Origin of the sequence: Mycolicibacterium austroafricanum, assembly GCF_000612725.1 — a bacterium.
GTDB lineage: Bacteria > Actinomycetota > Actinomycetes > Mycobacteriales > Mycobacteriaceae > Mycobacterium > Mycobacterium austroafricanum.
This window is the reverse complement of record NZ_HG964453.1, coordinates 287,417-304,114: the sequence shown is the minus strand read 5'-3', so window position 1 is coordinate 304,114 and position 16,698 is coordinate 287,417. Positions and strand designations below refer to the sequence as shown.

At 68.7% G+C, this 16,698-nt stretch carries 9 protein-coding genes; 1 reads left to right on the top strand and 8 read right to left on the bottom strand.

Annotation, left to right across the window (positions count from 1 at the left end):
- Positions 1-34 precede the first annotated feature (34 nt).
- The 3 genes from BN976_RS15310 to BN976_RS15300 all read right to left on the bottom strand — a co-directional run bounded on the left by BN976_RS15310 (position 35) and on the right by BN976_RS15300 (position 2,001).
- Positions 35-733, bottom strand: a complete 699-nt coding sequence (locus BN976_RS15310; RefSeq protein WP_036371719.1) for an MspA family porin — start codon at positions 731-733, stop codon at positions 35-37.
- 128 nt (positions 734-861) lie between these two features.
- Positions 862-1,236, bottom strand: coding sequence for a hypothetical protein (locus BN976_RS15305; protein WP_011781273.1), 375 nt, complete (start codon positions 1,234-1,236; stop codon positions 862-864).
- A 537-nt stretch (positions 1,237-1,773) separates the two neighbouring features.
- Positions 1,774-2,001: a DUF3618 domain-containing protein gene (locus tag BN976_RS15300; protein ID WP_011781274.1), complete on the bottom strand. Its 228-nt coding sequence runs from the start codon at positions 1,999-2,001 to the stop codon at positions 1,774-1,776.
- A 154-nt stretch (positions 2,002-2,155) separates the two neighbouring features.
- Here BN976_RS15300 and bcp point away from each other — a divergent pair, with 154 nt between their 5' ends.
- Positions 2,156-2,629, top strand: coding sequence for a thioredoxin-dependent thiol peroxidase (gene bcp, locus BN976_RS15295; RefSeq protein ID WP_011781275.1), 474 nt, complete (start codon positions 2,156-2,158; stop codon positions 2,627-2,629).
- Between the two features lie 53 nt (positions 2,630-2,682).
- On the opposite strand, the gene BN976_RS15290 is transcribed toward bcp, so the two are convergent.
- From BN976_RS15290 to BN976_RS15270, 5 genes are all read right to left on the bottom strand, one after another.
- Positions 2,683-4,077: an MBL fold metallo-hydrolase RNA specificity domain-containing protein gene (locus BN976_RS15290; RefSeq protein WP_036371716.1), complete on the bottom strand. Its 1,395-nt coding sequence runs from the start codon at positions 4,075-4,077 to the stop codon at positions 2,683-2,685.
- Positions 4,078-4,183: 106 nt separating this feature from the next.
- The gene (locus BN976_RS15285; RefSeq protein WP_036371714.1) at positions 4,184-5,542 is read right to left on the bottom strand and encodes a dipeptidase; all 1,359 of its coding nucleotides are present in this window, start codon (positions 5,540-5,542) and stop codon (positions 4,184-4,186) included.
- Positions 5,543-5,562: 20 nt separating this feature from the next.
- Positions 5,563-6,381: a formate/nitrite transporter family protein gene (locus tag BN976_RS15280; protein ID WP_036371712.1), complete on the bottom strand. Its 819-nt coding sequence runs from the start codon at positions 6,379-6,381 to the stop codon at positions 5,563-5,565.
- 187 nt (positions 6,382-6,568) lie between these two features.
- A complete protein-coding gene (gene acpS, locus BN976_RS15275) occupies positions 6,569-6,961 on the bottom strand; it encodes a holo-ACP synthase AcpS (RefSeq protein WP_197420393.1) in 393 nt (130 codons plus the stop codon).
- Positions 6,962-6,983: 22 nt separating this feature from the next.
- Entirely contained in the window at positions 6,984-16,277 is a 9,294-nt protein-coding gene (locus tag BN976_RS15270) for a type I polyketide synthase (protein ID WP_036371710.1), read from the bottom strand.
- Positions 16,278-16,698: the final 421 nt, after the last annotated feature.

Sequence of the window (16,698 nt, the reverse complement as noted above, 5' to 3'; positions counted from 1 at the left end):
GTCGAACGTCAAAGCACTGGGTGACGGAGGAGCCCTACACCTTCTTCGTCTCGCCGTAGTACGCCAGCACGGCGTCGGAGACATCCGTCGAGCGGGTCAACACCGCGTACGAGCGGATGAACGACTCGCCGACGCACCCGTCGATCTTGATGCGGAAGCCCTTCACCATGACCCAAGGTTCGGCGCCGGTGAACTCCTTCTGGGTGACCGTTACGACGTTGATGATTCCCGGTTTGAGGCCGATCGTGATGCCGCCACCGAGGTTGCCGGCGACACCGGGCAACACGCCTTCGGGGAACGGTGAGATGACGTCGGTACCGAGGATGCCGATTGACGGGGTGATGCCGGCGGTTCCCGTCAGGGACACCCCGTTGAAGGTGCTCATGTCGATGCCGCAGCCGATCTGATACCCGACCTCCAGTTCCCCGCGCGACGCCTCGTCCTCCTCGGGGTGCGTCATCGCCGCGGTGAACGTCCCACCGACCTCGTACTCGCGGGTCGACAGCGCGGTCGTCAGGGGCGGAATGGGGCGCTGAGTCTCGTCTTTGGCGCCCACGGTAAGCGTCCACCCGTCGGGACCGGAAGTCGTCGACGGCGGCGGGGACACTACGGCGCCCTCCGGCGCCGGAGGCGCGTCCGCGGCCGCGGCCTCGGCCAGGACCGGCTCGCCGGCGGGCTCCGCCGACGCCACCGGGCCGCCGGCGGCACCGAGGACCAACAGGCCTGCCGACAAGGCGAGAAAACTAAGCCGCACGAAGCACCTACCAGGTTGAGCGTTACCGAGACGTGACCTGAGAAACGTACAGCGTCCGGACAGTGGCTCGGCCGGCAGTGCGCAGATCCGTAATACTCCCCCGCGGGTCAGCGGCGGAGGCCACCCGCCCCGGGCTGGCCCATCAGCGGGTTGACCTGTCCGGCCGGCCCGGTGTGCTCGCGCTGGTGCTGCTGGATCGCCTGCACCAGAGGGTTGTCCTTCATCAGCTGACGCTTGTCCTCTTCGGACAGCTCGTAGAACGTCCACATGCCCCACGCGGCCGGACGCACATACAGGGTGACCTTCTGCCGCTTGCGGGTGTTCTGCGGGAGCATCGCCGGAATGGCGACCACCCGGTCCAGGGTCACCGCACTGGCCAGCTCCGCAGCGAGCTTGTCCACATCGGTCGAATCCTGCAGTTCGTAGACCGATGCCTGATGGCTTGGCTGCGCCGGACCTTGCAGGGCCAGAAACCACGCCATTGCGCGTCTCCTTCGCTCGTCGTCAGATCAGCGTCAGCGTAGAGGACGCCGGCCGCCTCTTCGCATGGTGGACCCGCGGTCCGCCGCCGCAAGTCACTGACCGTAACGGCTTTACGATCGCGTTAATTCAGTCCAATTGCGATCTACTCGGCCCGGTCATGTGCTAGTAGCCACTCACCCGTGATCGGTGTGGCCGACGCTTCATCCGGGCCGAACAGTAACGAGATATCACGAGATCGCGAGCGACATGGGCTTTGTGCTGGGCAAAGACGATATCGAGTGTTATCGTGCAGTTAGCTGACGCGACGCGGGATGACACCGCGCGGAGCTGGAGAAGAAGAATCGAGGAATTTGCTGATGTCAAGCCCGGGCGATCTGGTCGGCACCGGTGCCGACGGCGAGGACTCGGCTAGGGGCGTAGCTGGGAAACGGCTGGTGGCGGTGCACAACTGCACCCGGATCGGCCGTGTCGCCAATCCGCCGGGCTTTTCGTTCTCCGATTGGTTCCGGGCCGGTCGCAGACGCTGACCCGACCGCTCAGGATTGCCGGATACGGCGAACCACCAGCACAACGACCACGACGCCGACCCCGGCCAGCGTGACAGCCACCTGAGGCTTCTGGACGAAGCGGATCACGCCGGCCTTGATGTCGTCGGCGATCCGCCGGGGATTCGCCCGGACGGCCAGCGAGTCGACAGTGATCGCAAGCTGCTCACGCGCCTGATCGATCTCAGCCTTGATGGTGTCGGGATCCCGGTCCGCCACTTTTACCTCCAATGCCTTCGGCGCCTTCAGCGCCGGCCGCGCCCCGACCAACAGTTCTTGTCGAACTACCCTAGTTGAGCCGGTGCGCACGCGAGCGTCCGGTCGACCGAACGAGCAGCACCCGACTCGGACCGCTTGAAGGGACAGCACACCCATGCCGCAGACCCCCCGACTCGAGGTGGGCGACACAGCGCCCGCGTTCAGCCTCCCCGACGCCGACGGCAACACCGTCAAGCTCGCCGACTACAAGGGCCGCAAGGTCATCGTCTACTTCTACCCCGCCGCATCGACGCCGGGCTGCACCAAGGAAGCCTGCGACTTCCGGGACAGCCTCGGCGAACTCAACGAGGCAGGCCTCGACGTCGTCGGCATCTCCCCCGACAAGCCCGAGAAGCTCGCCAAGTTCCGCGACGCGGAGAATCTCACCTTCCCGCTGCTGTCCGACCCTGACCGCAAAGTTCTCGAGGCGTGGGGCGCCTACGGCGAGAAGAAGATGTACGGCAAGACGGTGCAGGGCGTCATCCGTTCGACGTTCGTCGTCGACGAGAAGGGCAAGATCGCGGTGGCGCAGTACAACATTCGCGCCACCGGCCACGTCGCGAAGCTACGCCGCGACCTGTCGGTCTGATCCGGGGCCGGCGTGGCCGCTGCCGCGGCGGTTCGTCGCCGACTTCGCACACCTCACAGACTGAACTGCTGGTTCGGCCGGGGAACCGTTGCCTGCCAGCCGAACTCACGATCCAGACGTCGCCGTAGGGTGTCCGCCGCCTGCGGTTCACCGTGAACCACAAACACCTGTCGCGGCGCAGTGACGAACCCGCCGGCCCATCGGATGAGTTCGTCGGCATCGGCGTGCGCGGACAGCATCTGCAGGTTCGCCACCTGTGCATTGATCGGGATCCACTCGCCGTGGATCTTGACGTACGGTTCGCCGGCGGCGATGGATCGGCCGCGGGTACCGGGCACCTGATATCCGGTCACGATGATCGTGTTGCGCGGATCCGGAGCGAACGCCTTGAGGTGGTGCAGGATCCGGCCACCGGTGGCCATACCACTGGCCGAGATCACGATCTTGGGCTCGCGACTGGCCGTGATCTTCTTGGACTCGTCGGTATCGCGCGTATAGGTGGCCAGCGCACACATGTCGTCGTAGACCTCCGGCGGCAGGCGGTGGTCACGGGGAAAGGCGCCCAGTAGGTCGCTGGCATTGATCGCCATCGGACTGTCGAGGTAAATCGGAATGCCCGGCAGTCGGCCGGCGGAGTGCAGCCGCCACAGGTAGTAGAGCAGCGCCTGAGCCCGCCCTACCGCGAACGCCGGAATCACCACGGTGCCTCCGCGATCCACCGTGGCGTCGATGACCTCGGCGAGGGCCTCGCCGGGGTCGGCATGACCGTGCAGGCGGTCGCCGTAGGTCGATTCCATCACCAGGTAGTCCGCGGCCGGCACCGGTTCCGGATCGAGCATCACCGGGTCGTCGTAGCGGCCCAGATCACCGGTGAAGACGATGCGCCGCCCGTGCCATGCCAGGTCGACCGTCGCCGCCCCGAGAATGTGCCCGGCACGGCGGAATGTCACTGCCGGCCCTCGCCCCGGCAGATTGAACTCCTCCCCGAACGGATGGGCGTCGAACAACTCGAGGGCTCGCTGGGCGTCGTCACTGTCATACAGCGGCAGGGCAGGGTGGTGTTTGGTGGCCTTGTGTCTGTTGAGGAACTCCGCGTCCCGCTCCTGCAGCTTGGCACTGTCCCGCAGAATGATGTCGGCCACCGCGGCGGTCGCCTCGGTGGACACGATCGGCCCACGGAATCCGTCGCGCACCAATCGGGGCAGGTAGCCGGTGTGATCGAGGTGGGCGTGCGTCACGACGACTGCGTCGATGCTGGACGGGTCGACCGCCAGCGGTGCCCAGTTGAGCTCCCGCAGGTTCTTCACCCCTTGGAACAGCCCGCAGTCCACCAGGATTCGCGTGCCGTCGCTTTCCAGAAGGTGTTTCGAGCCCGTCACCGTGCTTGCGGCGCCCAGGGAGCGAAAGGTGAGTTCGGCGTTCTGCACTGGGCTGTCACCTGGGGACATGTGCCGAGTCTTCCAAAGTCGACGCCCCACGGGGGAACAACCGGCGGGAAAGCGGCCGTTGCCGGGGTCGGCAGGCATCCCGGTGGCCTCCGGCAACGTCGCACAGCTACGAGGCGGGCTGCCCGTCCGATCCGCCGAGCCGGGCCAGCAGCAGCGCCTCGGCCGTCGCGGCGCGCTCCAGTACGCCGAGATGCAGACTTTCGTTGATGCTGTGCGCCTGGGTGTCCGGGTCCTCGACGCCGGTCACCAGAATTTTGGCGTCGGGGAATGCCGCGGCGAACTCGGCGATGAACGGGATCGACCCGCCGACGCCGGTGTCGACGGCGTCGTGGCCCCACGCCTCCCGGAAGGCGCTGCGCGCCGCGTCATAGACGGGACCGCTGGCCGCGATCGCGTAGGGCTCACCGACATCGCCGGGCGTCACGGTGACCTTCGCGCCCCACGGCGCGTGTCCTTCCAGGTGACGGGTCAGCGCGGCGAGGTGTGCGGCGGCGTCCCCTCCCGGTGCCACCCGCATGCTCACCTTGGCGCGTGCCCGGGCGATCAGCGTGTTCGATGCCTGGGCGATGGGCGTGGTGTCGATGCCGATCACGGTGATGGCGGGCTTGGCCCAGAGGCGTTGGGCCACCGAACCCGAACCGATTTCGCGTACGCCGTCGAGCAGGCCGGTGTCGGCACGCACCCGATCCGGGGTGTAGTCAGGGAAGTCCGCAGCGGCCGTTACCGGCTCGTGCAGACCCTCGACCGCGACGTTGCCGTCGTCGTCGTGCAGGCTGGCCAGCAGGCGGACCAGCACCGAGAGCGCGTCGGGCACCACACCGCCCCACATGCCCGAATGCAGGCCGTGATCGAGCGTCGCGACCTCGACCACGCAGTCGGCCAGCCCGCGCAGCGACACGGTCAGCGACGGGATGTCGGTACTCCAGTTGTCGGAGTCGGCGATCACGATGACGTCGGCGGCCAGCGCCTCGCGGTGGGTGGCCAGCAGCCGCGACAGCGACGGCGAGCCCGACTCCTCCTCCCCTTCCACGAAGACCGTGACCCCGACCGGCGGGTTACCCCCGTGCGCCCGGAACGCGGCCAAATGTGTTGCGATACCGGCCTTGTCGTCGGCGGTGCCGCGGCCGTAGAGCCGGCCGTCACGCTCCGTCGGCTCGAACGGCGCCGTGTGCCACTGCCCCGGATCCCCTTCCGGTTGCACATCGTGGTGGGCGTACAGCAGGACCGTCGGCGCACCCTCCGGTGCGGGGTGGTGCGCGATGACGGCGGGCGCGCCGCCTTCTGCGACGATCCGGACGTCACCGAATCCGGCCTCCGACAACAACTTCGACACCGCCTCTGCCGAGCGGTGCACCTCGGCGCGTCGTGCCGGGTCGGCCCACACGGATTGGATGCGCACCAGATCCTCGAGGTCGGCGCGCACCGATGGCAGAACGTCGCGGACGCGTTGGACGAGATCACTCATGCCGTCGAGGTTAAACGAGCTCACGCGGTGTCGGCGTCGTGGCGCTCTTCCCGGAGGCGGTCCTTGCTGCGCAGCAGCCGCAGCAGCGTCACCAGGAGCAGGCCTCCGGCAATGTTGCCGACGACCGTGTATCCGAACCACCCGAGCCAGTCGAGATACCCGAACGGCGCGTGGCCCGTGACGAGCGCTCCGAAGATCAGCAGCGAGTCCAGAATCGAATGGAACAGCTGCAGACCCGCGAGCAGGAAGGCGCCCGCGACGGCGGCGGCGATCTTGCCGACCATCGCGTCGGTGCCGTGCTGCATGCGCGTCATCAACGTGATGACCATGCCACCGAGCAGCGACAGCGCCACCGTCTCGGCGGACAGCGGTGCGGTCGCATAGTGCGCGGCCGACTCGATGGTCTGCGCGCGCAACCGCGGCAGCGCCGTCATGATCAGCCACATCAGCACCCAGCCGCCGACCAGATTCGCGGCCAGCGTACCGGTCCACAGCTTGGCCAACTGGGCGACACTGGCCCGCTTGGCTGCGACGGTGGTCACCGGTATCAGGAAGCCTTCGGTGAACAGCTCGCTGCGGCCCAGCAGCAGGGCCAGGAACCCGACCGAGAACGCCAGCGCGGCGAGCAGCGGCTGCTGGGTGGCGTCCAGCACGGCCAGGTACGCCAGCACTCCCACCGCGATGTCGGTCCCGCCGAAGAACCCGGTGACCAGCACCTCCCGCCAACTCCGGTGGAGCCGTTGGGTGCCTTCGTCGACCATCCGCCGGAAGGCGTACTCGAGCTCGTCCTCTATCGGGCTGTCGGACTCCCCGAGTTCGCGCTGATTGGTCTGAGACACGGTGGTGTCCTCCCGGTGCGGCCTTCGTGGTCCGCCCGGATACCCGCAACCACTGCCGTGCAACCCACGAGCGTGCGTGGACTTCGCCTGGAGACCGGCGCGCCGGCCGCAGACACGCACGCTCGCCCAGAAAAGAGGGAGAGGGCCTCAGCGTTCCTCGGCGTCCCTCAGCGTTCCTCGGCGTCCCTCAGCGTTCCTCGAGGACGGCGACCGCCGCGGCGGTGTCGGCCTCGTGGGTCAGCGACAGATGGATCGTCACCTCTTTGAGGTGCTCGGCCACCGCACCCGACAGCCGCACCCGTGGCCGGCCCCACATGTCGGTGATCACCTCGATGTCGCGGTGAATCGCCTCGGGCAGCACCGGCCGCTTGGCGAACCGTGATCCCGACCAGGCCTTGATCACCGCCTCCTTGGCCGCCCACCTCGCGGCGAGGTGGCGCGCCGCCGACGAACTCTTGTCGGCGGCGTCGCGCCGCTCGCCGGGGGTGAACGTCTCGGCGAACACCGTCCCCGGCCGGTCCACCTGTTCGGCGAACTCCGGAATGGAGACGAGATCGATGCCTATCCCGACGATGGCCACGGGCAGCACGCTATCTCACGGGTCAACGCCGATACACGCCGTCCTCGCCGAGCCGTGATGCCGCGTCGAGCAGCATCGCGGCTTCCTGCGCCTTCTCCGACTCGTCGTGGTCGAAGCGGCGGTCGGCCGGCCGCTCGAACATCGGCCGCCCGCCCGCGATCGCCGAGGCCAGCCTGCGCTGTCCGGCCAGGACCCGCTCCTGAGCCTGGGCGGTGTAGGCCGCCCGCTGCTCGGGGGTCAGCGTGGCCAGGAACGCCTGCGGGTGCACCAGCGCGATCAGACCGGACACGTGACCGAACCCGAGGCTGGTGACCAGCCCCGCCTTCAGCGGGTACTTCTCACCCAGTCGCAGCGTCTCCCGTGGCCACACGAAGTGCGCCGAGGTCGCCAGCTCGTCGTCGACACAGTCCAGGCTGCGGTTCGGCGGGATGACACCGTCGCGCAGCACCTGGCACAGACCCATCATCTGGAAGACCGCCGCGCCGCCCTTGGCGTGCCCGGTCAGGCTCTTCTGGCTGATGACGAACAGGGGCGCGCCGTCCGAACGACCCAGCGAGGCCGCGAGCCGCTCATGCAGTTCGGTCTCGTTGGGATCGTTGGCCAGCGTCGAGGTGTCGTGCTTGGAGATCACCGCGATGTCGTCCGCGCCCACCCCCAGCTTGGCCAGCGACCGCGCCAGCACCGAGTCCCTGCCGCCACGGCCTGCACCGAGTGCGCCCAGCCCGGGGGCCGGGATCGAGGTGTGCACACCGTCGGCGAACGACTGCGCGTACCCGACGACCGCCAGCACCGGCAGCCCCATCTTCAGCGCCAGGTCGCCACGGGCCAGCAGCACGGTGCCACCACCCTCGGCCTCCAGGAAGCCCAGCCTGCGCCGGTCGTTGGCGCGGGAGAACTTCGAATCGCTGATTCCCTTCGCCCGCATCATCTCGGTGTCGGCGGTGGCCGCCATGTCCCCGAAGCCGATGATGGCTTCCAGCGTCATGTCGTCGAAGCCGCCCGCGACCACCAGTTCGGCCTTGCCGAGGCGGATTTTGTCCACCCCCTCCTCGACCGAGACCGCGGCGGTGGCGCATGCGCCGACCGGGTGAACCATCGCGCCGTAGCCGCCCACGTAGGACTGCATCACATGGGCCGCAACGACGTTGGGCAGCACCTCCTGCAGGATGTCGTTCGGCTTGCTACGTCCGAGCAGGTTGCCGTGGAACATCGTCTGCATCGACGTCATGCCACCCATGCCGGTGCCCTGCGTGGAGGCCACCAGGCTCGGGTGCACCCAGCGCATCAGCTCCGACGGGGTGAAGCCCGATGACAGGAACGCGTCCACCGTGGCCACGATGTTCCACAGCGCGACCCGGTCGACCGACGTCGCCATGTCCGGGCTGATGCCCCACACGGTCGGGTCGAAGCCTGTCGGGATCTGCGCACCCACGGTCCGCGACAGCTTGGTCTTGCGCGGCACGCGGATCTCGGTGCCCGCCTTGCGGATCACCTCCCAGTCGCCGGAATCCGGGATCGGGCGGGCAAGGGTGTGCTCGGGATCGAACTGGACGAACGCCCGCGCGTCGGCCTCACTGGAGACCACGAACCGGAAGTCCTTGTCCAGGAACACACTCACCAGCAGCGGCGAGCCGTGATCGGGATCGATCGCACCGTCATCGACGAACTCCCGGATGCCGCATCGCTCCACCACGGCGTCGTGGTAGCGCTCGACGAGCTCGGATTCGTCGACCAGATCGCCGGATTCGGTGTCATACCAACCTGGTTGGGGATCGTCCTCCCACTTGACCAGACCGGTGGTCCACGCCAGCTCCAGCACACCGGCCGCCGACAGCTCGTTGTCGACCTCCATCTCGAAGCGGGTGCGCGACGACCCGTACGGGCCCAGCTCGGCACCGCCGACGATGACGACGAGGTCGGCCGGGTCGACGTCGAGGTCGGCCCATTCCGGCGCGTGCGCCGGGGTCACCGGACGCGGCGGGGACGGCAGCGCGGCGATCAGGTGATCGGCGGCCTCGTCGTCCTCGTCCTCATCGGCCGACGTGGATGTCGCCTCCTCGCGGGCCTTGGTGGCCAGTGCGGACAGGTCCAGCTCCACCTCGGCCAGGCCACCCGTCAGGTCCGCCAGCACCGGTTCGCGCGCCGCGGCGACCTTGGTCTCCACATCGCAGAGATCCAGCAGCATGCTTGCCATCTGCTCGGTGGAGTAAGTGGTCACCCCGGCCTCTTCGACGGCGTCGACGATGACGTCGTTGTGGCCCATCAGGCCGGTGCCGCGCGTCCAGCCGATCAGCGCGTGGGCCAGGCTGACGCGCTGCGCCCACGACGTCTCGGCCTTCCAGCGGGACACGACCGCGTCGAGTGCCGCCTTCGACTCGCCGTAGGCACCGTCGCCGCCGAACATGCCACGGTTCGGCGAACCGGGCAGCACCACGTGCAGCCGGGCGGCGATGTCGCGGTCGGCGCTGATGTGCGACAGGCCGCCGATGAGCCGCTGCACGGCCCACAGCAGAACCTTCATCTCCATCTCGGAGCGCGAACCCGCGTCGGACAGGTCGCCGCCCACCCGCGGCGCCGCGAACGGGAACAGCAGCGTCGGAGTCAGGGCGTCCTTGATGTGAACGGACTTGGGCCCGAGGCTTTCGCTCTGCTCGGTGCCGATCCACTCCACCAAGGCGTCGATGTCGTTGTAGGAGGCCATGTTCGCCGGCAGCACCCACAGCTTCGCACCGAAGCGCGCGCTGTCGCGGTAGAGCTGACGGTAGAACGCCAACCTGTTGTCATCGAGCTTGGACGTGGTGGCGACCACCGTGGCACCGCCGTCGAGCAGCTGCGCCACCACCGAAGCGGCGATCGAACCCTTCGACGCTCCCGTCACCACCGCGACCTCGTCGTGGTAGCGGCCCTTGCCCGGGTTCTCCGCACCCGCCGCGGCACGTGCGTACAGCGAGGCGTGCACGGTGCGGCCCGCGGCCAGCGCCTTGCCCTGCCAGTAGGTGGCCTGGGTGCCCACCACGTGGCCGGCGCCCTCGAACCGTTCCGACAGTCGGGCCCAGTCCGCGTCGATGTCCCCTTCGTCCATCAACCAGATCCGCGCCAGATCCTCACGGGCGCTGGCCCACCGGTCGTCGAGCACGACGGCCTTGCGTCCGTCGAACACCGGAGCCACCAGCCGCGGCCAGTCCGAACCGAGTTCGGCGGTCACGAGGTCGATCAGCTCCGCGTCGGCCGACGCGTCGGGCGTCACGAACTGGTTGCCCAGGCCGAGCTGGTCGAGGATCGTGCGGGCCGCCGAAGCCAGCACACCGTCGGGTCCGGTGACCTGCTCGGCGAATTCGCCGAGCGCGGCGGAATCCACCACACCGCCACCACCGCCCGCGGCGGACGGCAGCGACACCGACACACCCTTGCGCGCGCCGATCGCCGCGACCGCAGCGTCGATCGCCTTGTCGACGGCGGCGGCGTCGGCCAGCGCGCCGTCGTGCAGGCCGCCCAGCGCTCCCCCGCGGACACTGGATCCCTCGCGGGTGCCGAGGGCGACCTCGACGGTGGCGTGCTTGGCCCAGCCGTCACCGAGCTCCCACGTCTTCTTGACGCGTTCGGCGATGTAGGCGGGCCGCTTTCCGGACGGCCCGAAGACCGTACGCAGCTGATCGTTGATCGCATCCGACAGCACCGGACCGAACGGCTTGTAGGTGCGGGCCAGTTTGGTGACCTGTCCCTTCAGCCCGGCCAGATCGGCTTCTGCAGCGCCGTCGATGGCGCCGAGGTTGAGCTCCGAGCCGAGGTCGACCAGCATCTGGTTGCGCCGCGAGGACGCACCGTCGGTGATCGACTCGATGGAGTCCAGCGCCTCGATCTGGTCGATGCGGATCTTGGCCGAAAGCGCGATGAGCGCCATGGTGGCGTCGGCGGCGTCGAACGCCAGATCATCCGGGCGCGGCCCACCGCTGGGCGCGGCGGCCGGGGCCGGAGCGGCGGGCGCCGCCTCGGCCGGAACCGCTTCTGCCGGTGCGGTTTCCGCCGCAGGCGTGGCGTCCGCGACATCGTCCTCGGGGTCCGGTTCGGGATCGGTGTCGGTCGCGAACAGCACCGCGGCGTCCCGCTCGGCGTTGAGCACCTCGGTGGTGTTGTGCGAGTACTCGGGCAGCTTCAGCGTGTTGGCGGCCAGGCCCGCGACCGTCGGGGCGTTCTTGACGCCGATCTCGACGAACCGCTCCACCCCGAGACCGCCCGCGGCCTCCTCGATGAACAGCAGGTCCTGGGTCTCGATCCAGCGCACCGGGCTGGCGAACTGCCAGGCCAGCAGCTCGATGACGATCTTGCGGCACAACTCGCTCGGCCGCTCGTTTCGCCAGGTGTCGTAGTCGGCGAGGATCTCGTCGAGCGGCTCGGCGGGCACCAGATCGCGGATCTCCTGGATGAAGTCGCGATCCAGGGTGAACGGCCGCGGCACCAGGTTCGGGATGTAGCGCCCCACCAGCAGATTGGGATCGTTCGGGTTGGGCATGACCCGCTCCAGCGCCCGGCGGAAGTCGGCGACGCCGACCCGCAGCACGCTCGAGTGGAACGGCACGTCGATGCCCGGCACCAGGATGAACGACCGCTTGCCGCCGGACAGTTCGCGGCGCCGCTCCACTTCGGCCTCCAGCGCCTCCAGACCGGCGACGGTGCCGGCGATCGCGTACTGCGACCCGCGCAGGTTGTAGTTCACGATCTCGAGGAATTCACCTGTGCGGTCCGAGATCTCGGCGACGAAGTCCTTCACGTCGGCGTCGTCCAGGTCGATCTGCGACGGCCGGATGGCCGCCAGCCGGTAGTTGGACCGGCCCTGCGCGTCGCGCGGCACGATGTCGTGCATCTTGGAGCCGCGGTGGAACACGACCTCCAGCAGCGCGGGCAGCTCGTACACGCCGGACACACAGGCCAGCGCGGTGTACTCGCCGACCGAATGGCCGCAGGCGATCGCACCCTCGACGAACGCACCCTGTTCGCGCATCTCCGCAACCTGCGCCGCGGCGACCGTGGCCATCGCGACCTGAGTGAACTGCGTCAGGTACAGCACGCCCTCGGGGTGGTGGTAGTGCACACCGGAGGCGATCAGGCTGGTCGGATTGTCCCGCACGACGTGCAGCACCGAGAAGCCGAGCGTCTCACGGGTGAACTTGTCGGCGGTGTCCCAGACGGCGCGGGCGGCCTTGGAGCGGGCCCGCACGTCCATACCCATGCCCTTGGACTGGATGCCCTGACCGGGGAAGGCGTAGACCGTCTTCGGGGCGGCCAGCTGCGCGGTCGCCGACATCACCAGCTCACCGCCGACCTTGGCGGCCACCTCGATGATCTCCGCGCCGCGGTCGATGCCGACCCGGTCGACCCGGAACTCGATCTCGTCACCGGGCAGCACCATGCCGAGGAATCGGGACGTCCAGCCGACCAGACGCGCGGGCGGAGTGGCCCTGCCGTCGGTCGCGGTGACCGCGTGCTGCGCCGCGGCCGACAGCCACATGCCGTGCACGATGGGCGTTTTCAGACCGGCAAGCAACGCAGCGGCCCGATCGGTGTGGATCGGGTTGTGGTCACCGGAGACGACGGCGAACGCGCTCATGTCCACCGGTGCGTTGACGACGACGTCGCGCCGCCGCCGGCGCGGGGTGTCGGTCGCGTTGTCGGTGATGGCCCCACCCGCGCGCGGCGGATCGGCGAGTTCGGCCGCGCCGGTGCGGCCGCGGATCGCGAACCGCTCACTCAGGGTGGCCAGCACGGTGCCCTCGGAGTCGGCGATCGTGACGTCGACCGGCACGACGCGGCCGACCTCGGTGTCGGTGGCGGCCGAAGCCGTTGCGGTCACGGTCAATTCGGATTTGCTCGACGGCATTGAGGTCAGCAGATGCGCGGCGTGGTCCAGATGGACGAGGCTCAGCAGGCCCTCGACGACCGGGAAGCCGTCCTCGGTGAGCGCCGATCCGATCGCCGAGAACACCGCCGGCCAGCACAGGCCCACGAGAGCGTCGGGCACCAGGGTCAGGCCCGGCGCCAGCGGGGCGCCGAAGGTGGCGGTGACACCGGTGTGGTCGGCGACCTTCTCCGGGTCCCACTCGACGGTGACCGCTGCGGCATCGCCCTGCACGGGCGGAAGCGATTCCGGCCCCTCGACACCGGCGGCGATGGCCAGCACCGAACGCATCGCCTTGGCGGCGTCCTCGACCGTGACGATCGGCGCACCGCCGTCGACCGTGGCGGCCGGCAGCGTGAACCGGATGTCGATCCAGATGTCGGACAGCGGCACGCTCAGCGTCACCGAGACATGTCCGGAGTCGTCGGTCGCCTGCTCCAGGCGTGCACCGGTGTTGGGATGCGTGGCGCTCGGCTTGCCGGGCACGTCGTTGACCTGCCACTCGCCGGGCGCTCCGATACGGTGCACCGGGTTGATCGCGGTGCGTCCGGCCCACAGCACGTCGGGCGAGTCGAGCACCACGGCCAGCGGACCGCTGACGTCGGCGCGGGCCTGGCGACGCGACACCACCGGGACCGGCTGAGCACCGGCGGCCAGCACGCGGTCGACGATCTCCTGCTCGAACCGGTCGAGCAGCTCACCGACGGGCTCGTCGACACGGGTGATGCCGGCAACGGCCTGGGTTCCGGGGATGATGCAGACCTGGTCGGCGCTGTAACGGGCGTCGTGCGCCTGCCACAGCGAGTCGCTGCGCCACCAGCGCCGCACGTCCTTGTCGATGACGGGCACGAAGTTCACCGGCTTGCCGGGCTTCTTGCACAACGTCACGAAGAACGGCACGTCGGCGGGATGCAACTTCACCGACTCGGCGTCCGGGTAGCGGGCCAGCAGGGCCGCGATCGCGGCATCCGGATTGTCGAGCAGCGCTTGACCGCCCGAGCTCGCGCGGGAATCCGAGAACAGCGACTCGATCGGGCCGGAGTCCTTCTCGTTGAGGCGGGCCTCGGCACGCTTGAGCATCTCCTCGAAACGCTCGCGCCAGGTGTCGGCCAGCCACGGGCTGCCGGGGGCTGCGGTGTCGGCGGTGCTGTCACCGTCGCCGATGGCCAGCTCGATGTAGCGCTGCAGCCACTGCAGGTAGGTCATGTCGCCCACGTCGCCGAAGTACGGCTTGGCGGTGTTGGCCATCGCGGCGATCAGCTCGTCGCGCCGCTCGGCGACGGCGTCGGCGTCACCGGCCACCTCGTCGAGCAGGCGGCCACACCGAGAGGCGGTGTTGTCGATCTCGTGGATGTCGGCGCCCAGCTGGCTGCGGCCACTGGCCATGCCGTTGATGGCGTTGCCTGCCCCGACCCAGGTTTCGGTGCCCGTGGTCTCGACGAGCAGTTGCTTGACCGCGGGTGACGTGGTGGCCTCCAGCGTGGCCATCGCGGCGGTGCCGACCAGGATGCCGTCCACCGGCATGTCCGGGAATCCGTAGGCTTTTGCCCACTCGCCGGACAGGTACTCGGCGGCCCGCTCCGGGGTGCCGATGCCGCCACCGACGCAGATGGTGACGTTGCTGTACTTGCGCAGCTCGCCGTAGGTGGTCAGCAGCAGATCGTCGAGGTCCTCCCACGAGTGGTGTCCGCCGGCGCGGCCGCCCTCGATGTGGACGATGACGTCGCGACCCGGCACCTCGGCGGCGATCTTGATGACCGACTTGATCTGGTCGACCGTGCCGGGCTTGAACACCACGTTGCTGATGCCGACGGTGTGGAGTTCCTCGATCAGCTCGACAGCCTCTTCGAGGTCCGGGATGCCCGCGGTGACGACCACCCCGTCGATGGGTGCACCGGACTGGCGCGCCTTCTGCACCAGGCGCTTGCCGCCCACCTGCAGCTTCCACAGATACGGGTCGAGGAACAGCGAGTTGAACTGGATGGCGCGGCCCGGTTCGAGCAGCTGGGTGAGCTCTTTGATGCGCGCGTCGAAGATCTCCTCGGTGACCTGTCCGCCACCGGCGAGCTCGGCCCAGTGGCCGGCGTTGGCCGCCGCAGCGACGATCTTGGCGTCGACGGTCGTCGGCGTCATGCCGGCGAGCAGGATCGGCGAGCGCCCCGTGAGACGGGTGAATTTGGTCGAGGCCTTGACCGAACCGTCGGGCAGCGCGATCGGCTGGGGCGCGTAGCTCGACCAGGCGGGCGCGACCGCGGGTGCGGCGCCGACGGTGAACAGGCTGCGCTGACCGGCGCGGGTGGCGGCCGCGACGATGCCGATGCCCAGGCCGCGGATGACCGGCGCGGTCAACCGCGTCACGGTGTCGCTGGGGCCCAGGTCCACGATCCACTTGGCGCCGGCCTCGGCCAACCCTTCGACCTCACTGACCCAGTCGACGGGATCGATGAAGATGGCCTCGGTGAGCTTGCGGGTGAGCTCGCGGTCCAGCCCGGTGCGCGACGCCCATTCGTTGACCAACTCGACGCCGCCGGCCAGCCGCGGAGTGTGGAATCCGACCTCGACGTTGAGCTGGTTGAAGACCGGGCGGAAGATCGCGCCGCCGCGGACCTTGTTCTTGCGCTCGGCCTCTTCCTTCTCGGTGATCTTCTCGCAGTACAGCTCGAACCGGGCGAGCTGCTCCGGGGTCCCGGTGATGACGACCGAACGCCTGCCGTTGCGAATGGACAGCGCGGGCGGCAGCACCGTGCGCACATCCTGGGCGAAATCGTGGAGAAGCTCGGCGATCCGGGCGGGATCCACGTTGAGCACCGACACCATCGGCGACTTGTCTCCGCGACCGACCATGCCGCAGCGGCGCGACACCAGCGAACCGGCGGCACCGATCAGCTGACCGATGGCGAGCAGCTCGACGTCGCGGGTACCGCCGGCCTTCAGCGATTCCACCGCTGTGACGCCCTGAGAATGACCTGCGATGGCAACCGGCGGGTGCCCGTCGAGGTCGAGACCCTGACGCTTGAGCGCGCGCTGGGCGGCCATCTGGGTCAGCAGGATGCCAGGGCCGGAGATGGCCGCGGTGGTGAGGTCCTTGGCGGCGGGCAGCGGCTCGTCTGCGGCCAGCGCGCGGATCCATTTCATCGGTTCGAACCCGATGGGCCGCACGACGACCAGTTCGCGCGCCAACGGCTCGAGCATCAGTTCGGCCTCAGCGACCAGCTGACTGATCTCCGACTCGATACCGGCCGAGTTGACCAACTCCTCGAGATTCTCCAGCCACGGGCCTCCCTGACCGCCGAACGCCACCGCGTACGGCTCGCCCGAGTGCAGCCGATCGACGAGTGCGTGCGTTCCGGTCAGTGGTTCGAAGCCCTGGGCCACCTGGCCGTCGGAGTCGGTTGTCGCACGGTGCTGGTCGTTGATCGTCACGTCGTGTGTTCTCCTCAGTGCTTCAATCGCGCTGCGATCGCGTGTTCACGGTCGTCTCGGGCTGGTGGGCTCGTCGTGGAGCTGGCCTGCACACGTTGTGCGGCCATTGCGATTCGGCGTCGAATCCGGCTGGTGTCGGCGGCGGGCTCAGTCAGGACGGGCTCAGTCGCCATCCATGAGGTGCCGCCGGCGGACACTCCAGCCGTAGTAAGAGTGTCATAAGAGACTGGCCCAGTTTCCCGCGCTAAATGGTTACTGGCGAGTTCTACGCATCGGTAACAGTGCCGTGCATAACACGGGCTCCGAACGACGTTCAACCCATCCGGTACAAACGTCCTGCATGCGGGTGGTTACGGTCGAGTAGGATAGAAGCGCAGTTCAAAGCAGTATTGTTACAGAATCGTTATCTGGGAAATCGCGT